General features: G+C 48.8%; 20 protein-coding genes and 1 tRNA gene. 6 read left to right on the top strand and 15 right to left on the bottom strand.

The window, feature by feature from the left end:
• Positions 1–32 precede the first annotated feature (32 nt).
• The 5 genes from H8S75_RS01795 to H8S75_RS01775 form a co-directional block, all read right to left on the bottom strand.
• Complete coding sequence (locus H8S75_RS01795) at positions 33–899, bottom strand: carbohydrate ABC transporter permease (RefSeq protein WP_187018889.1); 867 nt, start codon at positions 897–899, stop codon at positions 33–35.
• An 11-nt stretch (positions 900–910) separates the two neighbouring features.
• Entirely contained in the window at positions 911–1,810 is a 900-nt protein-coding gene (locus H8S75_RS01790) for a carbohydrate ABC transporter permease (RefSeq protein ID WP_110322141.1), read from the bottom strand.
• A gap of 64 nt (positions 1,811–1,874) precedes the next feature.
• On the bottom strand, positions 1,875–3,188 hold the full coding sequence (locus H8S75_RS01785) for an ABC transporter substrate-binding protein (protein ID WP_187018887.1): 1,314 nt from the start codon (positions 3,186–3,188) through the stop codon (positions 1,875–1,877).
• A gap of 303 nt (positions 3,189–3,491) precedes the next feature.
• A complete protein-coding gene (locus tag H8S75_RS01780) occupies positions 3,492–5,048 on the bottom strand; it encodes a VanW family protein (RefSeq protein WP_187018885.1) in 1,557 nt (518 codons plus the stop codon).
• 126 nt (positions 5,049–5,174) lie between these two features.
• Entirely contained in the window at positions 5,175–6,056 is an 882-nt protein-coding gene (locus H8S75_RS01775) for a LysR family transcriptional regulator (protein WP_187018884.1), read from the bottom strand.
• A 190-nt stretch (positions 6,057–6,246) separates the two neighbouring features.
• Between H8S75_RS01775 and H8S75_RS01770 the strand changes: the two genes are divergently transcribed.
• Complete coding sequence (locus H8S75_RS01770) at positions 6,247–7,245, top strand: YeiH family protein (protein ID WP_055658744.1); 999 nt, start codon at positions 6,247–6,249, stop codon at positions 7,243–7,245.
• Between the two features lie 126 nt (positions 7,246–7,371).
• Here H8S75_RS01770 and H8S75_RS01765 read toward each other — a convergent pair whose 3' ends face one another.
• Genes H8S75_RS01765 through H8S75_RS01755 form a run of 3 tightly spaced genes read right to left on the bottom strand, consistent with a single transcriptional unit; the run spans position 7,372 to position 10,062 of the window.
• The gene (locus H8S75_RS01765; RefSeq protein ID WP_187018882.1) at positions 7,372–8,136 is read right to left on the bottom strand and encodes a DUF4261 domain-containing protein; all 765 of its coding nucleotides are present in this window, start codon (positions 8,134–8,136) and stop codon (positions 7,372–7,374) included.
• 9 nt (positions 8,137–8,145) lie between these two features.
• A complete protein-coding gene (locus H8S75_RS01760; protein WP_187018880.1) occupies positions 8,146–9,117 on the bottom strand; it encodes a magnesium transporter CorA family protein in 972 nt (323 codons plus the stop codon).
• Between the two features lie 24 nt (positions 9,118–9,141).
• Positions 9,142–10,062 carry an NYN domain-containing protein gene (locus H8S75_RS01755; protein ID WP_187018878.1) on the bottom strand — a complete coding sequence of 307 codons (921 nt, stop codon included), beginning with the start codon at positions 10,060–10,062 and terminating at the stop codon, positions 9,142–9,144.
• Between the two features lie 170 nt (positions 10,063–10,232).
• Here H8S75_RS01755 and H8S75_RS01750 point away from each other — a divergent pair, with 170 nt between their 5' ends.
• From H8S75_RS01750 to H8S75_RS01735, 4 genes are all read left to right on the top strand, one after another.
• Positions 10,233–10,436 carry a spore coat associated protein CotJA gene (locus H8S75_RS01750; protein ID WP_055658737.1) on the top strand — a complete coding sequence of 68 codons (204 nt, stop codon included), beginning with the start codon at positions 10,233–10,235 and terminating at the stop codon, positions 10,434–10,436.
• The gene (locus H8S75_RS01745) at positions 10,436–10,732 is read left to right on the top strand and encodes a spore coat protein CotJB (RefSeq protein WP_002603201.1); all 297 of its coding nucleotides are present in this window, start codon (positions 10,436–10,438) and stop codon (positions 10,730–10,732) included. Before H8S75_RS01750 ends, H8S75_RS01745 begins: the two co-directional genes overlap by 1 nt.
• A complete protein-coding gene (locus tag H8S75_RS01740; RefSeq protein WP_055658735.1) occupies positions 10,732–11,343 on the top strand; it encodes a manganese catalase family protein in 612 nt (203 codons plus the stop codon). The genes H8S75_RS01745 and H8S75_RS01740 overlap by 1 nt, the downstream gene beginning before the upstream one ends.
• 128 nt (positions 11,344–11,471) lie before the next feature.
• A tRNA-Val gene (locus H8S75_RS01735) sits at positions 11,472–11,544 on the top strand.
• 184 nt (positions 11,545–11,728) lie between these two features.
• Here H8S75_RS01735 and H8S75_RS01730 read toward each other — a convergent pair.
• The 3 genes from H8S75_RS01730 to H8S75_RS01720 form a co-directional block, all read right to left on the bottom strand.
• On the bottom strand, positions 11,729–12,037 hold the full coding sequence (locus tag H8S75_RS01730) for a DUF3837 family protein (protein ID WP_055658733.1): 309 nt from the start codon (positions 12,035–12,037) through the stop codon (positions 11,729–11,731).
• Positions 12,038–12,099: 62 nt separating this feature from the next.
• Positions 12,100–13,236 carry an AAA family ATPase gene (locus tag H8S75_RS01725; RefSeq protein ID WP_187018876.1) on the bottom strand — a complete coding sequence of 379 codons (1,137 nt, stop codon included), beginning with the start codon at positions 13,234–13,236 and terminating at the stop codon, positions 12,100–12,102.
• Positions 13,237–13,238: 2 nt separating this feature from the next.
• Positions 13,239–14,051: an RNA ligase family protein gene (locus H8S75_RS01720; protein WP_187018874.1), complete on the bottom strand. Its 813-nt coding sequence runs from the start codon at positions 14,049–14,051 to the stop codon at positions 13,239–13,241.
• A gap of 604 nt (positions 14,052–14,655) precedes the next feature.
• On the opposite strand from H8S75_RS01720, the gene H8S75_RS01715 reads away from it, so the two are divergent.
• Complete coding sequence (locus H8S75_RS01715) at positions 14,656–15,198, top strand: DJ-1/PfpI family protein (RefSeq protein WP_187018873.1); 543 nt, start codon at positions 14,656–14,658, stop codon at positions 15,196–15,198.
• A 22-nt stretch (positions 15,199–15,220) separates the two neighbouring features.
• Here H8S75_RS01715 and H8S75_RS01710 read toward each other — a convergent pair whose 3' ends face one another.
• The 4 genes from H8S75_RS01710 to H8S75_RS01695 all read right to left on the bottom strand — a co-directional run bounded on the left by H8S75_RS01710 (position 15,221) and on the right by H8S75_RS01695 (position 20,211).
• Complete coding sequence (locus H8S75_RS01710) at positions 15,221–15,421, bottom strand: helix-turn-helix transcriptional regulator (protein WP_025531210.1); 201 nt, start codon at positions 15,419–15,421, stop codon at positions 15,221–15,223.
• On the bottom strand, positions 15,414–15,764 hold the full coding sequence (locus H8S75_RS01705) for a DUF3796 domain-containing protein (RefSeq protein ID WP_055658726.1): 351 nt from the start codon (positions 15,762–15,764) through the stop codon (positions 15,414–15,416). Before H8S75_RS01705 ends, H8S75_RS01710 begins: the two co-directional genes overlap by 8 nt.
• 179 nt (positions 15,765–15,943) lie before the next feature.
• On the bottom strand, positions 15,944–19,138 hold the full coding sequence (gene carB / locus H8S75_RS01700; RefSeq protein ID WP_187018872.1) for a carbamoyl-phosphate synthase large subunit: 3,195 nt from the start codon (positions 19,136–19,138) through the stop codon (positions 15,944–15,946).
• A complete protein-coding gene (locus H8S75_RS01695) occupies positions 19,138–20,211 on the bottom strand; it encodes a carbamoyl phosphate synthase small subunit (RefSeq protein WP_187018870.1) in 1,074 nt (357 codons plus the stop codon). The genes carB and H8S75_RS01695 overlap by 1 nt, the downstream gene beginning before the upstream one ends.
• Positions 20,212–20,480: the final 269 nt, after the last annotated feature.

Here is a 20,480-nt window from a genome sequence, read left to right as displayed (position 1 = left end):
TGTTCCTCCTTCCCGGATAATGCTATTATGCTCTATCCCTTTACTGCTCCCATCGTCATCCCCTGCACAAAATCCTTCTGCAGTAGCCATACAATGATAAAGACCGGTATGATAATTACTACACCGGTAGCAGCCATCGGCCCCCATTCCAGTCCACGGTCCGTAATAAAACCGGATATAATAACCGGCAGCGTCTTCGCATTTCTGACACTCAGAATTACAGCGAATAAAAATTCATTCCAGGTACTGACAAATGTAAGGATTGCGGAAGCCACTAGCCCCGGTTTCACGATCGGAAGCACAAGATAGAAAAATCGCTGCGCCATGCTGCATCCATCAATTTTCCCAGATTCTTCGATACTTTCCGGCACCTCCTGAAAGAATCCCATCATCAGCCAGATTACCATAGGAAAATTAAAGCTGGTATTTAATATAATCATGGCCGTCTTTGTATCAATCAGATGCAGGCTGCGCATAACCAGATAGATCGGTATCGCCGTTGCCACCGCCGGATACATCTTCTGTAAAAGAAACCAGCCGGCAAAGATACTCCGCGTCCTTTTTCCCAGTTTTCCTTTTGTCAGCGCGTAGGCCGCCAGACTTCCGAAGGATGCAGCCAAAAAGGTTGACACAGCTGTGATAACAGCCGAATTGTACAATCCCTTTCCCACGCCGTCATTTACAAAGATCTTTATAAAATTTTCTGTCGTTATCCGCGTCGGTATGATAACCGGAGGGCTTGCGAGATAATCTGCCTCCACTTTTATGGCATTTGTAGCAAGCCAATACAGAGGCAGAATCACAGATACTGCAAACAGGGTAATAAAAATCCATTTCGTTGGCTTTCCGAGAAAGTCTGTGATCGTACTGCTGATTCTGTCATTTTCTTTCCGTCTCATGATTTCCTCCTTTACTCATCCCGAACCCTGGATCTTAAGAATACAAATACAGATGAAAGAACTGCCATGGCTGCGATGAAGACAAGGGCCAGCGCCGCCGCATATCCTGCATCGAAATAGCGCAGTCCCTGGGCGTAGATATAGCTCGGAAGCATCTCAGTCGCCATTCCCGGGCCTCCCCCCGTCATAACAAAGACAATATCGAAAACCTTAAAAGCATCTATGACGCGCAGCATCAGCACCAGTGTCAGAACCCTGTAAAGCTGGGGCAGGATTACATAACGGAAACATTTCCACTTCGTGGCCCCGTCCACGAGAGCAGCTTCTATGGTATCGCCGGGAATCGATTTGATCCCCGAAATCAGAAGCAGGGCAAACCACGGAGTCATTCTCCAGACATCCACCATGATAACGGAAAATATAGCCAGCTTCGGATTACCGAGCCAGTCAACTGCGGGCATGCCGATACACGTCAGCAGATAATTAATAATACCTGTATTTTTGTCCAGCATCATTCTCCACATGGTTCCGGCCGCTACCGGGGCCATAATCATCGGAATCAGCATAATCGACCGCATGATACGTGCGCCCGTCCCATCCCCGGACAGCATCATCGCCAGCATCATGCCAAGTACCAGCTCCACAGGAACTGACGCAAAGGCAAAAAGGGCTGTATTCTGGACACTGCGGATAAAAACCGGATCATCAAGCATACGCAGGTAGTTCTCCAGCCCTACAAACTGAGGTATGAATCCCGGAACATTAATTCTTACTTTTTCAAAGCTCAGCACAAACGAATTACAGAGAGGGATAATCACTGCCACCAGCACAATGATTAGCGCCGGCATTAAAAACAGCCATGTCGTCAGCTGGTCCTCCGATATCCTCTTCTTTTTCTCCTCTTTTCTCATAGGTTCCTCCGATCGTAAAGCAAAAAGGGGAGGCACCGGCAACCGCTGCGCTCCCCCCACGCCCTTATTTCAAAGCTTCTTCTATCGCGATCGCATTGTCATTTTTGCTGTCAGCAGGCGGTGGATTATTCTTAATTGCACGGTTCAGTTCGGAATCGAAAAATTCCATTGCCTGATCCAGTGTCATCTGCTTCGACATATAAGAGCTGACTGCATTTGCCATAATAGAATCCAGTTCTGCCGATACAGGGATGCGCCACTTGGGAAGACTCGTCTTTAGCCCCTCTCCCAGTGGGCCCATCTTGGAATTCTTCACTTCATCCTTTTCCCAGAAACTTGTGTAAGAAGGTAAAATTCCGAATTCATCGAAAAACTTTTCCTGCTTTTCCAGACTGGAGTATTCCCTGATCCACTGGAATGCCGCATCTTTATTCTTTGAATACTTGGAAACAGCCACACACCAGATACTCATCTGGTTGATTCCTGTCTTTTCCTGTGGGAATGGTGCGATAGCCCAGTTATCCACAATCTTGGATTTTTCCGGATCATCCGCCGCCTGTACGATTCCCAAAGTCGGCCATGCCTCACAGAATGCTGCTTTTCCCTGAAGAAAGGCATTGATGGATTCCTCCAGTCCCCATGACAAACCAGCCGGATCGGAATATTTCGTAACTTCTCCCAACTGCTCCATGGCACTGCGTCCGACTTCACCGTTTACCACAACGTTCCAGTCCTTGTCCGCAACGTCTGCTCCCATGGCCCATGAACGTACAAGGTAGAGAACCGCATACTGTTCTTTCTTTCCCGGTATGGAGATCCCGTACATTCCATTGTCCGGATCATTGAATTTATCCGCCATCTGCATATACTCTTCGTATGTCTTTGGCGGCGTATCAATCAGATCCGTGCGATATGCCATCATGTTTGGTGTCGGTGCCTTCGGAAAGCCGTACAGCACATCATTCCATTTACAGGCATCGTAGACACTGGGTATAAACTTATCTACCTCCATGCCGCTCTCCTTTACCCGGTCATCTAAAGGTTCAAGATGAGGAGCAAATTCTCCCAGCCATGATAAATTTACCGCAACGACATCGTAGCTTCCCGCCTGACTGGCAAAGTCCAGCATGGCAGTTTCATGGAATGAGGCAAACGGAACATCATTAACTTCTACGTCGAACCCTGTTTTTTCTTTGAACTCATCTGTCATGGATCGTGCTGAATCTGCATAAACACCCGACATGAACAATACATTCAGTTTACCTGATTTTGCAGTTTCACTTGTAGTGCCACTCTCTTTTGGAACATCCCTCTGCTGTCCACATGCTGTAAGACAAAGTATTAATATCATCGAGATCATAAAAATACTTTTTTTCATTTTGCTTCCTCCTCTTAATTATTATTTTTATAATAATAAAATACTATATTTTGTAGAATATGTCAATATATATTAATTTAATATTATATTTTTATTTATATTGCGCATTATTTTTTATTATAACAATAATTATTATACGCATATTTGTCTGATTAGTAAAATCTTATAACCAAATCAAGATAACTTTCAGCAAAGGAAACAAAAAAATGCCATTCGGGATAAGATCAGTCTATAAAAGGCTTTTCTTATTCCAAATGACATTTAATGGTTTTATTCTATTGTTTATTTTCAATATATCTTAATTCATGTACCTGGAAAAGCCGGTACCACGACTGCGTCTGCATCTGCGCCCGCTGCCGGTGTCTGCTGGGGAACTGCCTGCTGCTGCGCCGTCTCCTGCCCTGCAATCCCCTGCGTCTGTCCGCCGGCCGCGCTCTCGTTTTCTCCCGCCTCTGCCGAAGACTCACCGGTTTCTGCCGCGTTCTCGTTCTTTTGAATTACCGATGCCTTTCCACGGTATGTCGTATTGTGAAGCGGAGTCTCTTCCAAGACATTGCCGTCTTTGGTCACTACGCGGAAGGTCTTCCAGACTCCGCCTTTCTGCCCCTGATCCACAACCTTCTCCGTACCTGCCGGAAGCCCGTCATTGACTTCGTACACCGGCGCCGGTGGTTCTACGTCCCTTACCTTTTCGGAACGCATGGTCACCTTCACGCCATCTTCCAGAATTGGAAGGCCGACTATGGATATCTTCAGTGTGTTATCCTTCAGAGAGGCACGGACTGCCACCGTTGTCGGCTCTGAATTTACAAACTTAAGGTCCGGCCCGGCATAGCCGTCAAAGCTTACCATAGCATCCTCTCCCGGCTGTATGTAACTCGGAGTAAAGCTGTGGGAATGGCGTTCCGTCGCCGAAAGCCCCGAACTCACAATGGCATTATAAAGTGTGGTAGACACCTGACACACACCGCCGCCCGGTTCTTCAATCAACACACCGTTCCGGTATGCGCCGGCAGGCTGGTATCCTTTCTCCTTCGTCCTGTTTCCTGTGGCGAGATTAAAAGAAAATTCCTCACCCGGCTTCAGAATCCTGCCGTCGATCGCTTCCACCGCCAGACGAATATTCTCATTCCGGTTTTTGTTGCTTGTCGTCTTAGTCGTAAAGCTTCCAATAACCTGATACTGCTCCTTTGCCTGCGCCGCGCTGCGTTTCGGGGAGTTCTCCGAAAATTCCGGTTCCACCGCAGCATAATTTCCAGCTTTTACCGCCTCCATCAGGCCCTGTACCAGCGCATCTTCATTCAGCGTTCTTCCAGATTTCGCCTCCGAATAGGTATAGACGCCTGTTTCCTTATCAAAGGAGACCAGCTGGGAATCGGCCGCCGCACGGTTCCATTTACCGGCAAGCTCCTTAGCCAGCGCACGGAAGGACTCCTCCAGAGAATCCATGTCGAAACCGAATGTTCCGGTTTTCATCTGCCCGTTTCCGTAAATCTCATCCAGAATTCTCCTGACTGCTCCGCCGGTTTCCTCCTCCGCTGTCACGGTCCCATCCTGCCAGACCACAGACAGACCCTTCGTCTTCTCCAAAAGAAGCTTCTCGGCGTCGCTCCGGCTCTTTCCGGTAATATCAATCCCCTCGACGACTGTGCTTTCGTAAGCCGTTACCGTCCCTGCCAGATGTTCCGCCACAGAAGCCGTGCTGCTCTCTTCCACTGCGGATTCCGGCCTTCTGCCACCGGTTCTCCGCCCAACAGCCAGACCTGCCGTTCCAAGAACCGCAGCCAGTAAAATGACCGTTCCACCGTACATCACCAGCCTTGCCTGACGGCGGCGTCTCCTCGATCTTCCCCTCTTCATCTTTATCACTCCATTTCACACACTTTACTGCATTCCGCAGCAAACTGTAACTTTTATTATTTCAGTTTACACTGTAACAATAGCAGATACAGTTAATTCTGTCAAGAGTATTTTCGAGGTTCTCCGTTATTCTCCCCGGAGCAGACGGTACAGTTCACGGTAATATTCGGAGTAAATGCTGTCTTTTCTCCATATAAAAGTAAAATCGTGGCTTAGTTCGAAGTCTTCCAGCTCCACGCGCCTCAACCGGCCATCTTTCAGTTCCTTCTTCACAGCAGCCTCATATAAAAATGTGATTCCCCGTCCATCTGCAACCAGGCTCTTGATAGCGCCAATGTTGCTGATCTCCATCAGGTCCTCAAAATCGTGAATCAGAAGGTTCTTGCCTTCCAGATACCGCTCGAACACATATCTTGTACCGGATCCCGGCTCCCGGATAAAGAACCGTTCCTGCGTCAGATCCTCGATCACCTTACCCTCGCTGTGAAACTGATATTCCGGCGAAGCCACAATCACAAATTTCCCTCTGTCGTATACGAGAAAATCGTATTCCTTTTTTTGAAAAAAGCCCTCTACCACTGCAAATTCGATCTCCCCCTCGTCAAGGCTCTTAAGCAGATCCTGGGTGTCGGCCACCACCATTTTCACAGAAATATCCGGCTGAGCGTCCATAAGCCGCATCAGCGCTTCCGGAAGAACATACTCTCCCACAGTCATGGTTGCCCCGAACACGAGACGCCGCCCGCCGCCATCCGACATCTTGAGTGCCTGCTTTAAATGAAGCTCATCGTGCTGCATCGTCGTCGCCGCCGACAAAAGCATCCTCCCCGCCTCCGTAAGTCCGATCTTCTTACCGCTGTACTTAAACAGCTTTACCTGATAGTGCTCCTCCAGATAGTGAATATGGTGTGACACAGCAGGCTGTGTAATGTTGAGTTCCTCCGCCGCCTTTGTAAAATTCATGCATCTGCATACGGCGAGAAATGTATCCATCCGAAAATCCAGCATCTGAACTTTCCTCCTTTTGTAAAATACGTTCCTTTCTAAATATCATAACATATATTTATCAATAAATAAATATTTAGAATTTTATTTTATGGTTATCCTTCTGTATAATGGTAACAGTTTCCATGGCCTCTGGAATAAATTTATCCCCATGATCTCATAATGATATCGAACAAGAAAGGAATTTTTAACTATGAAAAAATATACCGCAGGGCTTCTGATCTGTCTCGCCATCTCCATACCGGCCTGGTTTTTAGGCAGACTCTTTCCGGTAGTGGGCGGCCCCGTTTGTGCCATCTTAATCGGAATGGCTATTGCTCCATTTATAAAGGGAAAGGAGCTTTTCCGCCCCGGGATCGCGTTTACATCTAAGAAGATTCTCCAGTACGCCGTCGTTTTACTCGGCTTCGGCATGAACTTATCCGTGGTTCTGGAAAAAGGAAGGCAGTCTCTCCCCATTATCCTGGCCACCATCACTACATCGATTCTCATAGCGGTTCTGCTCTTCCGGCTTTTGAAGATACCGACGAAGAGCGCCATCTTAATCGGCGTCGGTTCTTCCATTTGCGGCGGTTCTGCCATAGCGGCAACTGCGCCGGTCATTGAGGCGGACGACGAGGAGATCGCACAGTCTATCTCCGTTATCTTCCTGTTCAACATTGCCGCTGCATTAATTTTCCCCGCGCTCGGCGCCGCTTTAGGGCTTTCCAACGAGGGCTTCGGTCTGTTTGCCGGCACCGCCATCAATGATACCTCCTCCGTCACGGCCGCCGCTGCTGCATGGGATGGCATCTACGGAAGCAATACACTGGAGGCCGCCGCCATTGTTAAACTAACCAGAACCCTGGCGATTATACCAATCACCCTGTTCCTGGCATTTTACCGCACAAAAAAAGAACAGAGCGGCTCCGGAAATACCTTTCAAATCGCAAAAATATTTCCGTTTTTCGTTCTGTTCTTCCTTCTCGCATCCGTACTGACCACCGTATTTCATCTCCCCGCCACGGTTACGGGACCGCTTAAAGATTTAAGCAAATTCTTCATCATCATGGCCATGGCCGCCATCGGGACCAATACCAACCTGGTCACCCTCGTAAAAACAGGAATGAAACCGATTCTTCTGGGCCTGTGCTGCTGGATCGGAATTTCCCTGGTCAGCCTGTCCATGCAGAATTTTCTGGGCATCTGGTAATCGGTTCCTGATTTCTTAAGCTAGTATGACCCACACTAAATGCCTTGCTGGTTCGGTGAGGATGATTTTTTGCGTCTGTACTATCGGAAAATCAGACCAGCGAAGCAGTAAGGTATTTGGTGTGGGTTATACTAGCATGAAGGCGATCTTTATGCTGTCGCCTTCCACCGCCTCGCCTTTCGACCTGGTAATCGGAAGCTTCTCGTCTTCCGTGAAGCCGATGGTCTCCCCATCCTTTAAAAGTACATCATCACAGAGTACATAGCTCGCAATATCAAAGAGGAATTCGTGAAGCTCGGCTGGCGTAGCCGCGCTTTCCAACACCTCGATCTCATCCTTCCCAAAAGCAGTCATGCCGTATGTATACCCGTTCATCCCTTTTTCCGTCTGATACAGGCCAAAATAAATCCAGTCTAAAATCGGATAAGTCTCTTCTTCCTCTTTCATATCTTCCGCCACGGCGCAGTACATCTCCGGCGCAAACACGGTTCCGCTGGTATAAATTCCGAGCGCATTCTCCTGCTTTAAGCAGGCCGAAGAAATCTTTACGTAAAGCTTACCGGCTGCAACCGGATCATTTTCCCTTCCCCCGACCACGGCAGCCAGAATATGGGCCCGGTGCTCACTGGCCGCGTCCACAGCGCCTTTCCAAAAATAATTGGACTTGGCGTAATACTCCGCCTCTCCCGCAGGCACAGGTGCCGGCATCAGGCTGATGGCTACCATATAATTATCAACCTCGAATACGATGGTGTCGTTATCCGCCTCCTCCTCATCCGGTACGCTGATATTCCACTCATCCAGCAAATCCTTTTTTAACTTTTCTGCATCCCACACCGGGGAAGACAGAAGCACACTGCCGACAAACGAGCCTTTTTCCTTGTTTTCCATCGCGTTCTCCTATAGTATCTTCTTTTTCTTAAAAAACCAAATCTCGACCGCTACAATTACGACGCTCAGAAGAATCATCCCTGCGTAGCCGTATTTCCATCGAAGCTCCGGCATATTGGCAAAATTCATTCCGTACCAGCCTACCAACAGGCTGAGGGGCAGAAAGATCGTCGTCACTACGGTCAGCCAGCTCATGATCTGGTTCTGATTGGAGGCAATCTGAGACTGGTACATCTCCCGAATCTGAAATACATACTCCCGCAGCATCTCCACATGATCGTGAAGACGGCTGGCCCGGCTGGCGAACATGCCGAAACCTACGCATTCCCCTTCGGAAAACAGGTGGTTGTCATTGGACTCCAGTTCCTCTCCCAGAGATATCAGCTGTTCATAGTAGGTGTGCAGTGCAAGCAGTTCCTTTCTGCTCACGATCACCGTCTCATAAAAATTCTTCGGCTGATGATCCAGCAGCTCGTCCTCCATGTCCTCCAGCTTCGCCTCATACTTCTGCAGGAAAAGCACATCGTTGCGGATCAGATAATCCATTAAGAGGATCAGAAACTCCGCGGGAGCGGCAGACGTTCCTTTTTCCTTCGCCCTCTCCTCTCCAGCATGGGAATGGGCAGTCCCTTCTTTCGACGCAATGTCCTCCATCCGTTTGATGATCTCAGTCAGCATATCCCCTTCATCGAGCAGAATCAGCTCACTGTCCGTCACATAGAAGCCAAAGGAGAACTTCTCGCCTAAAAGATTATTTTTATTGGGAATCATAAAAGTCCCCATCGTGCAGCCGCCGTACGCCTCCGCCTTGCAGTAATGGATATTCTCCATGGAATGCACCAGTACCTTCCGGTGAAGGTACGTTTCCTTCGCATCCCGGAATTCTTCCAGCGTCATGACTGTAATACAGGCGTCATCACTCTCTCGTCTCTCTCCGTCGGAAAGTCTGGTCAGCCTTGTACCAAAGCTGTAACTTACCATCGTTATTCCCTCTTTCCTTCCGTATTACTCCTGTCTGATGAAGACGACTTTGTTGTTTATCTTATTTTCCCGGACCTCTAACTGGCTGATACTCTGCACAAACTTGGAAAATGTGGAGTAGCCGTAATCCTTGACCTTGAAATCCCCATACTTCCTGTGCATGCCGTTGCCCAGAGCGGCCAGCTCCAGGCCGTTCCTTCCGCTGTTTCTTACCAGCTTTATGGCGTAATCATCCAGCTCCTGTTTCCTGGTTCGGTTGTCCTTTATGCGAACCGTTACTACATTATTTGATTTCTTCAGTTCAAAACTATCCATTTCCTCCAGAAATTTCGAAAGAGAGCTGTAACCATAGCTTCTGACGTCGAAATCAGAATATTTTTTTACAAGACGATTCCCAATTTCTCCCAGACCAGTAGCCTTATTCATATCGTCGTTCTCCAGGATAATTGAAGCGATATCCTGTTCGATGACTTCCCGTCCTACCGTTACTCCGCTGACGCTCTCCTCATCCTGGTCAAGCAGGATCTCTAAATTGGTAAACACAGTACATGCGGCGCGGAATGACTTTGGAGTCTTCTCCTCACCCATGCCGATGACTTCCTTTCCCGATTCCCTCAGCCGGCTGGCCAGCTTCGTAAAATCGCTGTCACTCGAAACAATACAGAATCCATCCACGTTATCGGTATACAGCAAATCCATGGCATCGATAATCAGCGCAGAGTCGGTGGCATTCTTTCCCACGGTATTGGAAAACTGCTGAATCGGTGTAATAGAATTTTCCAGGAGTTCCTGTTTCCACTTTCCCATCTGAGAGCTTGTCCAGTCTCCATATATCCTTTTGTATGTAATGACACCATACTTTGTCATCTCAGCCAGAATATAGCTGATGTACTTTGCTGAAATGTTATCCGAATCGATTAATACTGCAAATTTCTTGTCATTCAATGTTCTGATCTCCTGTTATCCTAGTGATATCTACCATTATATTTTATTCTGGTCCATTATACAATAAGGCAAATGGTTATTCTGGCATATTTTTTGCATCGTATTTTTATCTTCTGTGCAGATACTAGAAAAGAAGATACTTTACAACGCAACATGAAAGGAGTGTTCTTATGAATTTGAATTCAAACAGTTCATGTGGCTGCGGAAAATCCGACAGTGACAAGAGTACACCTGCCGCCGCTTTAACACTGGCTATCGCGACAGTACCGATGCAGCCCTGGGAACAGCCATATGAGCCTGCTGCCGCTTTACAGCACGGAACGATCTTCCCTTGTCTCGACTTACCGTTTTATGTGACTGGAGGTGGTAAATAATGGCAGACCGCGAAACAATGTTAAAACAAATTAATGAAATCAGCTTCACAGTCAATGATCTGACCCTGTTCCTTGACACCCATCCTCTTGACGACAACGCTTTAAAGGCATTCAGCGACGCCATGAAGCAGAGAAAACAGCTGATGCAGACGTACGCGGAGAATTTTGAACCGCTGACGGTTGACTGTGTCTGCCCCGATACCAACAACAAATCAGAAACCCATACGAAGTATCCGGGACAGAAGCATTTTACCTGGTCTGACGGTCCGCTTCCGTGGGAAGGAGGTACTGTCTAATGTGGAATTATGAAAAACGGCTTCAGTTTCCAGTAAAAATTTCGACGCCATGCCCGAAGACGGCATCTCTCATCATCACCCAGTTTGGTGGTCCTGATGGAGAGCTGGCTGCTTCCATGAGATATCTTTCCCAACGTTACTCCATGCCATGCAAAGAAGTTGGCGGACTTTTAACGGATATCGGTACGGAAGAGCTGGCACATCTGGAGATGATCTGCGCCATCGTCTATCAGCTTACAAAGAATTTAACGCCGGAGCAGGCAAAGACTGCAGGCTTTGACGCCTACTATGTCGATCACACCACAGCCCTGTGGCCGACCGCCGCAGCAGGCGTCCCGTTTAATGCCTGTGAGTTCCAGTCCAAGGGCGACGCCATCACCGACTTAACGGAAGACTTAGCAGCCGAGCAGAAGGCCAGAACCACCTACGACAACCTGATCCGTATCATCGACAATCCGGAAGTCAGGGAACCGCTCAAGTTCCTGCGTGAACGTGAAGTGGTTCATTTCCAGAGATTCGGCGAGGCGCTGGAGAAGATTAAGTCCAATCTGGATTCCAAGAATTTCTACTATTTCAATCCGGAATTTGATAAGCAGTTTGTAAAGAAATAAAGACTGCGCAATAACACAGAGCGGCGGGAACGATTCCGCCGCTCAATTGTGTTTTTACAGGATAAATTATGATTAATTTTCCATTTTTTTCTTGCATTTTTCCGTCAACGTGGTAAAATAGTTGCTATGGAGGTGTAGCTCAGCTGGGAGAGCGCTTGCATCACACGCAAGAAGTCGCAGGTTCGAGCCCTGTCATCTCCATTAGAAGAGATTGCTGATTTCCTGAATGGGAGGTCAGCACTTTTTTGTTATAAAAAACTTTCTCTGTAAAAGCAAATGTGGTAAAGCAGGAGGCAAACGGGACTGAGGCCTTAGGGGCAGTTCCACCGTTACCGCACCGCCGATCCTATTCCCCAAAAATCAGCGCTCCGCTTATATTTTAACACTATTTCTGCTCATCATAGCTGTACTTCAGCAGCTCATAAATCTCATCTGTCACCGGATCATCTTTAAAATACCCTTCTAAAAGGCTTAAGACTTTCTCCGCGAATTCCGACGGGATCGGCTTCCCATCAATGGCGGTGTGGAGATCCTGCTTCATCTCGCTGACCATCTCCCGCTTTTCCGGTATGGGAAGCCCGTATATCTTGCACAGCATGCCGATCGCCGCACACGCTTCATTCGGCGAGGTCAAAGGTGCGTTTTCGAATCTCGTCTTGATCTCCACTGCCTGTTTGTTAATATAAAACACCATCTCTCTCCACTCCTTTTTCTCAGATCGGCCTTCCAGCTCTATTTTATCAGGCGGCCGTCATTTTACTGGAAGCTTACCCGGAAGCCCTCGGTACGCTCTACCATATCCAGGCGGCGAATCATCCGGTTAATCACCTCCACCGGTACACTCCGCTCCCGAATCGTATTGCGCCGCAGCACTTCCTGGTAAGGCACCTCCAAATATCTGATATTCACTCTTGCACCGTAATTGCTGCACAGCCGGCATATCTTCTGTCTGTTGTCCAGCACCAGATTGGTTGCATTCCACACAAATGGGGTCTGCGTGCGCAGAAATCCCTTTGCCCGCTCTCTCGCAACGGCCGCCACAGGCCCAGAAGGCTCACTCGGCCGCACTCCCATCTCCTCCCGGATGTCATCCAGGGAGATTACCGGGAGATGTGAAAAATTCTCCTGAATATACGTATCCTTACCTGCCAGAGGAAGCCCCGCCATCACATAGACATCGAACTTCGTCGTATCATAGAGGCATTCCTCCGGCCATATGGTCTGTTTCTCAAAGTAACAGAAACGCGTATACTCATTGGCAAAATGAATCCGCTCATCATAACAGCCTGTTTCCCCGGCATAAGCCCTGAAATATTCCACCGTCTCCAGAGCCGCCGTCTTATCGCTGCACTCCCTTCCCAGCACATCTGCGCGCCCAAGAAGATAGAGCAGCTTCAGCCTGACGCTCTCCCTTGCTCTCACAAGGCTAACGGAAGGCGACTCCTTCTCCATAAACAAAAGCGGCAGCCCATGGTAACGGATCAGCCAGGCGATCTCCTCCCTGACCGTAAACGGAATCGAAAAACGTTCCTCCAATTCCTTATAGCACAGCTCCCGAAACCGCTTCATTCCCGCAATGCTGTGCCCGGGTGAAATGATTCTGCCCTCTTCTTCGGCCGAGGGCATTGTGCAGCTCTTCTTTCCGATATCGTGGAACATGGCGGCCATATAAAGGACCGCCCGTTCCTCTCTGTTTAAATCCTTCCACTCTTCACCTGACACGACCGCACGGCAGACGTGCCTCGTATGCTCCAGCACATTTCCCTCGCGGTGCCATGTGCTGTCCTGCATGACGTCTTCCAACTCCTCCAGCCATGGAAATTCCACGAGGAGTGTGTCAAAGCAGTATCCCTTCTGATCTAAGAAATCTTCAAGTCTCTGCTGATCTGCCATACTCACACCTCCTCCCGAAGGGGAATATCCGAGAATAAATCCGTCCCCGGCGCCAGCTGGTTCGGAATGACGGGCCGGTTGAGCCAATGTGTCTCCGAATCGAGAATCGTGTTTAAAAATGTGCTTCTCACATATTTAAACCGTTCCTTCACCAGACCGTCGTCCTCTGCCTTGATGTAGATACCCTCCATGAGATCGGACATATCTGTTTGCCTTTTTACCAGTTCCCAATAAAGCCCCTGTCCTTCACACTGCTCCCGCAGGGACTGCTCATACCGCTCCGACTTAAAATGTGACCTGCCAAGCCAGGAAACCAGCTCTTCCAGAGAATTCAGCCTGCCCTCAAACAGAACGAGGACCGACACAATAAACGGGCACTGTAAGAGCAGCTTCCTTCTCGCAGCCGTACTTAAAAAGCATTTCGTTTTCTTATCAAAAATGTCAAATTCCATAAAATAATGGGTAAGCCTGTCATAGTACACCGTGTGTTTGGCATACAGCCATTCCCCGTACATCACATAGCGCGTCCCCAGCATCTCATATAAATCCGCCTGATGGCAGCTGGCCCACGTCTTAAAAAGATCAAACTGGCGCTCTCCATAGCCGCCGTTTAAGAAATGGCCCCTGCTCTGGAGCATCAGTTTGCCGTTCTCCCCAAAGCTGACGCCGCAGTTGGCGCCATCCACCTTTTCCTCCAGAACCACGAATTTTCCCCTGATCTCCTCGAATCTCACATTTTTCAAATCCTCGTCGCCCGCCTGGATTCTGGAGCCTTCGATATGGCGGGTTCTCGGATATTTATAAATCATTTCCATATTCATTTCACTTCTTTCTCTCTTCATGTTCCCGTTATATGCCACAGACCTTTCAGCCATCCGTCAAAGCGCACGTTTCCATTTTTACGCAGCAGGAGCCCTCTTCCATTGAATAAAGAGTTCGGCAAGCCGGACTCTCGCGCCGGAGCGCGGTCGCTTCAGCGGCCATATTTCCTTAGCGCGGAGTGCGCATCCTCCTGGAGGGTTTTTATTTCATAGGACGAACTTTCCTATGAAATAAAAAAAAGCTGTGGCCCATACATCACCACAACACAAGTTAAGTCCCGCGGCAGCTTCCGGAATATCCATACGTATCCTCACGACCAGCCGCTCACGAAAACAGACGAAAAAGAAATTCTTTTTCGGGCTTGTATACGGTGTAAAAGTATCGTTTATAAGGGTATCAAAACAAGACAGCCCGCACGCTGCGTTCCATCCCTGGTTCCATTGATTTACTTATAAACAAACCATTACATCGTTCTCACCCTTTCTTTATAAATCTAGGGTAATCTTACCATCAAATAAATAGAATGTCAATTTATCTATACAAATAACGTGCCGTCACCTATAATAAGGATATCAATTTTATTACGGAGGCAGAACTATGCGTAACTATTTTCTTATTTATGACGGCTGCTGTTTCTTTGAGATCGTACTGTTGGGATATTTCATGAAATACTCCTCTCTTGGTGAACAGCCCTGTGCTTACTGCATGGCTGGCTCCGCCGATGACACAGGCGGCGGAACGATCCGCACATCGGAAGGCTTCTGCGTTCAGGCAGACACATTTTTAAAAGATATCGATCCGGACGAAGTTACAGCCTTCATCATTCCGGGCGGCGATATCGCCCATGTCAGAGGAGACGAGCTGAGTGCCTTCCTTCACAGACTTAACCGGGACAAATCCTGTATCTGCGCCATCTGCGCCGGCGTCGATCTTCTGGAAGAATACGGTTTTCTGGAAGGAAAGAACACCATTCGGACAAGCAAAAATCTGGCTGTGAGCGACGGACGTCTCATCACAGCCAGACCAAACGGATATGTGGATTTTGCAGTCGAAGCGGGAAAGGCCATCGGCCTGTTTTCAGACGAGGCCGACATTGCCGAGACACTGGACTTCTTTAAATACCACAAATCAGAGATCTGACTCGATGCTGCCGCAAACGGCGTCACGATTCATCCACGGTAAACAGTTCCTCAATCGTGACGCCGAAGACCTTTGCGATATTCCAGGCCAGAACAAGGGAAGGATTGTACTTCCCCTTTTCCAGGTTACCGATCGTCTCACGGCGGACTCCCACCCTGGCCGCCAGTTCTTCCTGCTTCATATCATACCTGGCCCGGTATTCTTTGATCCGGTTTTTAATCATCTCCCGACCACCAGCTTTCTTTTATTCCATAATAGGCAGTTGATAACGCATAGACCAGCACCGATGCGCTCCACCCCCAGGCGATCCCGATGACAAGCGCCTTGCTGATCCCATAAAGCGCCGCGTAAATCAGCGTCACTACGGCAGTTAAAACCATGCCGCACATAAATGCCCTGGCAGCGGACTTATTCATATACTCGATCATCATCTCATCTGTCTTTCTGAAAAAGTACTGAAAATCCACCGCAAATCCAAAAAATGCGAGGAAGGTACGCTCCTCCGTGACAATTCCCAGGATACCCAGCAGCGATAGAAATCCCAGACAACCATAGCCATATTTCATATTCTTCCCCCTTTCTATGTGGTATATTTATAACTTTATGTTATAAATATACCACATATTTTTCAAGCTGTCAACAGCCAGTTATTTCGATTATTATAGTAAAACAGTGTTTTCTTCTAACAATATAAACAGGCGGCAGCCACAGATATTTAAACCTGTAACTGCCGCCCGTCTGCCCTTTAAACCGTTGCAATATCAATCAACGTCAATTCATTCGCCCTGTTTTCCATACTGGTCACAAGAGCCGCCGCCGTATCGAGTGAGGTCAGCACGTTTACGCCTGTCTCGATGGCATTTCTTCTGATTATGAAACCGTCACGGCTCTTATCCGCCCCCTGCGGCGGGATATCGATAACCAGATCGATCTCGTGTCCCAGAATCAGATCCAGCAGGTTCGGGGACTCCTGTTCCAGCTTTCTTACTGCCAGCGCCTTTACTCCATGGCTGTTTAAAAACTTCGCAGTTCCCGCGGTGGAGAAAATCCGGTATCCCTGTGCCTGGAATCTTCTTGCTATGTCCACGGCCTCTTCCTTCTCGGAATCGCGGACCGTGATAATCATATTTTTATACTTTGGAAGGCGCACGCCTGCTCCCTCAAATGCCTTATAAAGCGCCTCATTGAAGGTCTTCGCAATTCCCAGACACTCTCCGGTAGACTTCATCTCCGGCCCGAGGCTGATATCGGCGCCGCGGATTTTTTCAAAGGAAAATACCGGCATCTTGATGGCGATATAGTCCGCGGAAGGCTGAAGTCCCGGCGTATAGCCCAGCTCCCGGATGGTCCGTCCGCAGATGATCTGCGTCGCCAGCGGCACGATGGGGATTCCGGTAACTTTGCTGATATACGGCACGGTACGGGAAGAACGTGGATTCACCTCGATGATGTACACGTCGTCTCCGTCCACAATGAACTGAATGTTGATCATTCCTTTCACGTGAAGGGCTCTCGCCAGCTTCTCCGTATACTCTACTAAAGTCTCGATGTTCTTCTCTGTCAGATCCTGAGCCGGATAGACGGAAATACTGTCGCCGGAATGAATACCGGTCCTCTCGATATGCTGCATGATTCCCGGGATCAGAATGTCGGTGCCGTCACAGATGGCATCAACCTCGATCTCTTTTCCCATGATATACTTATCTACGAGTATCGGATGCTCCTGGGCAATCTGATTGATGATTCCGATAAATTCGTCCACATCCTGGTCGCTGATGGCGATCTGCATGCCCTGGCCGCCTAAAACATAGGATGGACGGACCAGCACCGGATATCCCAGCTTATGGGCCGCTTCTTTAGCCTCTTCGGCAGTGTAAACCGTATGGCCCGCAGGTCTCGGAATACTGCATTCCTCCAGAATCTTATCGAACAGCTCCCGGTCCTCCGCCGCATCCACATCTTCCGCGGCCGTACCGAGAATGGTCACCCCCATCTTCATCAGACTTTCCGTCAGCTTGATGGCCGTCTGGCCGCCGAACTGAACCACTGCCCCATCCGGCTTTTCGATGTCCACAATGCTCTCCACATCCTCCGGTGTCAACGGCTCGAAATACAGCTTATCCGCAATATCGAAGTCGGTACTTACCGTCTCCGGGTTATTATTTACAATAATCGTCTCATAGCCCTCTTTGCTGAACGCCCAGGTGCTGTGAACCGAACAGAAGTCAAACTCGATCCCCTGGCCGATACGGATCGGACCGGAACCGAGGACAAGCACTTTCTTCCGCCCGCTGGTATATGCGGCTTCATTCTCGCTGCCAAAGCAGGAATAGTAGTAAGGCGTCTCCGCCGCAAATTCAGCCGCGCATGTATCCACCATCTTAAACGCGGCCACAATGTTGTTGTCCTTACGCATCTGATGAATCTCCTGTTCGGAGCTTCCTGTCAGTCTGGCGATGACGTTGTCCGGGAACTCGATTCTCTTGGCTTCTCTCAGCAGATCCACCGTCAGCGGTCCCTTCTTAAGCGCCTCTTCCATCTCCACGATGATCGCCAGCTTATCGATAAACCAGACGTCGATCTTCGTGATCGCATGGATCGTCTCATAGGTGAAGCCGCGTCTTAACGCCTCCGCGATCACCCAGATTCTCCTGTCGTCCACGAGGGCCAGCGTGTCCTTTAATTCCTCGTCGGAAAGCTCTGTAAAATCATAGGACATCAGGCTGTCCACATGCTGCTCTAAAGAACGGATCGCCTTCATTAAGCCGCCTTCAAAGTTCGTACAGATACTCATGACCTCTCCGGTCGCCTTCATCTGGGTTCCCAGCGTTCTCTTGGCGCTGATGAACTTGTCAAACGGGAGACGCGGCATCTTGACCACGCAGTAATCCAGCATCGGCTCGAAGCTGGCGTACGTCTTCTTCGTAACCGCGTTCTTAATCTCGTCCAGGGTATAACCAAGTGCGATTTTGGCCGCAACCTTGGCAATGGGATATCCGGTGGCCTTGGAAGCCAGCGCGGAGGAACGGCTCACGCGCGGGTTTACCTCGATGACACAGTATTCAAAGCTGTCCGGGTTTAAGGCGTACTGTACGTTACAGCCGCCGGTGATTCCCAGTTCGCTGATAATTTTAAGTGCTGATGTACGAAGCATCTGGTACTCCTTATCACCCAGAGTCTGGGAGGGAGCCACAACGATGCTGTCGCCGGTGTGAACGCCGACCGGATCGATATTTTCCATATTACAAACGGTGATCACATTGCCCGCACCGTCGCGCATCACTTCGTATTCGACTTCCTTCCATCCTGCGATGCACCGCTCCACCAGAACCTGTCCCACACGGGACAGACGAAGGCCGTTTTCCAGAATCTCCGCACATTTCTCCGGGTTCTCAGCGATACCGCCGCCGGAACCGCCCAGTGTGTAAGCCGGACGAAGGACTACGGGATAACCGATCTTTTCCGCGATTTCCAGACCGTGTTTGACATCCTCCACGATATCGGAGGGAGCTACCGGCTCGCCGATCTTCTCCATAGTCTCCTTGAACATCTCGCGGTCTTCCGCCTTCTTAATGGTAAGAGCTGTGGTTCCGATCAGACGCACATTGTGATCCTTAAAAAATCCGGCGTCCTCTAATTCCATGGCAAGATTCAGTCCCGCCTGGCCGCCCAGAGTCGGGAGTACGCTGTCCGGTTTCTCCTTCAGGATCAGCTGTTCCACCACTTCTACCGTCAGAGGTTCGATATAAACCCTGTCCGCAATATCCTTATCCGTCATGATGGTGGCCGGATTGGAGTTTAAGAGAACCACCTCGATGCCTTCCTCTTTTAAAGAACGGCACGCCTGGGTTCCCGCATAGTCGAATTCCGCCGCCTGGCCGATGATGATCGGGCCGGAGCCGAGAACAAGTACTTTTTTAATATCAGGATTCTTCGGCATTACTTTCCCTCCTCCATCATTTTCAAAAATCTGTCAAATAAGTAGCCGGAGTCCAGCGGTCCCGGACATGCCTCCGGATGGTACTGAACCGTGAAAATGTTCTTATTTACGTATTTTAATCCCTCGTTAGTGCCATCGTTGACATTGACAAATGCCGGAACGGCCGTCTCAGATTTAATTGTATCCATGTCCACCACATAGCCGTGGTTCTGTGACGAGATGTAGACGCGTCCTGTCTCTAAGTCCTTTACCGGATGGTTTCCGCCGCGGTGACCGTATTTTAACTTGTGGGTATCCGCGCCTGTGGCCAGCGCCATCAGCTGATGGCCGAGGCAGATGGCAAAGATCGGTACCTCTGATTCATATAATTTGCGGATCTCGGTGATAATATCCGTACACTCCTTTGGATCTCCAGGGCCGTTGGAAAGCATGATTCCGTCAGGATTTTCCGCCAGAATCTCTTCCGCTGCCGTCGTCGCCGGATATACGGTAACCTGGCAGCCTCTCTCATTCAAAGAACGGGCAATGTTCATCTTGGCGCCTAAATCGAGAAGCGCCACCTTCTTTCCGTCTCCCGGAAGCATGTATTTTTCGGCGCAGGTGGTTTTCTTCACCACACCGGTAACCGAATAATTTTTCATACGGGCAACAGCCTCATCACAATCAAAATTTTCATTGGTTGTAATCATGCCGTTCATCGTACCTTTTTCTCTTAAGATTTTTGTTAGGGCTCTCGTATCGATACCACTGATACCTGGAATATCTTGTTCCTCTAAGAAATGCTGAATGGTATCCCCGCTTCTGAAGTTGCTGGGGATTCTAGATAATTCTCTGACAATGTAGCCGTCCGGCCATGCTTTATACGATTCCATATCTTCACGACAAATTCCGTAATTACCAATCAGCGGATACGTCATCACCACGGCCTGCCCCGCGTACGAGGGGTCGGTGAGGACTTCTAAATAACCGGTCATGGAAGTATTAAATACGATTTCGCTGATTACTTCCCTTTTCGAACCAATGCTGGTTCCTGTGAATACGGTTCCGTCTTCCAGTATTAAAAAAGCTTTCATACGTAAAGTCCCAATCCTTTCTTAATGCTATGCGTTGTTTGAGCGCTCTGAAAATCAGCCCAAATTGAATAGATTATACATGATTTCACGACATTTTTCAACTGTTTTCTGCACGATTGCCTGACTATCTTTTTGTATTTTTTATAGACTATTTTAAACATAATATACAATTTCCTTTTTTTCATATTACGTTGGATGGATCTTCCGTTTGAGATGGATAGATCTTCCGGCCTTGGCTTTCACATCCTGATGAAAAAACCGTATCCGCG

It is taken from the genome of Hungatella hominis (assembly GCF_014288005.1).
Classification (GTDB): Bacteria; Bacillota; Clostridia; order Lachnospirales; family Lachnospiraceae; genus Hungatella; species Hungatella effluvii.
Note: the sequence above shows the minus strand (reverse complement) of the source record. Positions and strands in the feature narration are given on the sequence as shown.

Coding starts and splice junctions, on each gene's coding strand:
- H8S75_RS01795 (WP_187018889.1), bottom strand. CDS start 899: ATGAGACGGAAAGAAAATGACAGAATCAGCAGTACGATCACAGACTTT.
- H8S75_RS01750 (WP_055658737.1), top strand. CDS start 10,233: ATGAATTTGAATTCAAACAGTTCATGTGGCTGCGGAAAATCCGACAGT.
- H8S75_RS01785 (WP_187018887.1), bottom strand. CDS start 3,188: ATGAAAAAAAGTATTTTTATGATCTCGATGATATTAATACTTTGTCTT.
- carB (WP_187018872.1), bottom strand. CDS start 19,138: ATGCCGAAGAATCCTGATATTAAAAAAGTACTTGTTCTCGGCTCCGGC.
- H8S75_RS01760 (WP_187018880.1), bottom strand. CDS start 9,117: ATGGTAAGTTACAGCTTTGGTACAAGGCTGACCAGACTTTCCGACGGA.
- H8S75_RS01710 (WP_025531210.1), bottom strand. CDS start 15,421: ATGATTAAAAACCGGATCAAAGAATACCGGGCCAGGTATGATATGAAG.
- H8S75_RS01765 (WP_187018882.1), bottom strand. CDS start 8,136: ATGGAAAACAAGGAAAAAGGCTCGTTTGTCGGCAGTGTGCTTCTGTCT.
- H8S75_RS01715 (WP_187018873.1), top strand. CDS start 14,656: ATGCGTAACTATTTTCTTATTTATGACGGCTGCTGTTTCTTTGAGATC.
- H8S75_RS01745 (WP_002603201.1), top strand. CDS start 10,436: ATGGCAGACCGCGAAACAATGTTAAAACAAATTAATGAAATCAGCTTC.
- H8S75_RS01775 (WP_187018884.1), bottom strand. CDS start 6,056: ATGCTGGATTTTCGGATGGATACATTTCTCGCCGTATGCAGATGCATG.
- H8S75_RS01790 (WP_110322141.1), bottom strand. CDS start 1,810: ATGAGAAAAGAGGAGAAAAAGAAGAGGATATCGGAGGACCAGCTGACG.
- H8S75_RS01695 (WP_187018870.1), bottom strand. CDS start 20,211: ATGAAAGCTTTTTTAATACTGGAAGACGGAACCGTATTCACAGGAACC.
- H8S75_RS01720 (WP_187018874.1), bottom strand. CDS start 14,051: ATGGAAATGATTTATAAATATCCGAGAACCCGCCATATCGAAGGCTCC.
- H8S75_RS01770 (WP_055658744.1), top strand. CDS start 6,247: ATGAAAAAATATACCGCAGGGCTTCTGATCTGTCTCGCCATCTCCATA.
- H8S75_RS01705 (WP_055658726.1), bottom strand. CDS start 15,764: ATGAAATATGGCTATGGTTGTCTGGGATTTCTATCGCTGCTGGGTATC.
- H8S75_RS01740 (WP_055658735.1), top strand. CDS start 10,732: ATGTGGAATTATGAAAAACGGCTTCAGTTTCCAGTAAAAATTTCGACG.
- H8S75_RS01730 (WP_055658733.1), bottom strand. CDS start 12,037: ATGGTGTTTTATATTAACAAACAGGCAGTGGAGATCAAGACGAGATTC.
- H8S75_RS01780 (WP_187018885.1), bottom strand. CDS start 5,048: ATGAAGAGGGGAAGATCGAGGAGACGCCGCCGTCAGGCAAGGCTGGTG.
- H8S75_RS01725 (WP_187018876.1), bottom strand. CDS start 13,236: ATGGCAGATCAGCAGAGACTTGAAGATTTCTTAGATCAGAAGGGATAC.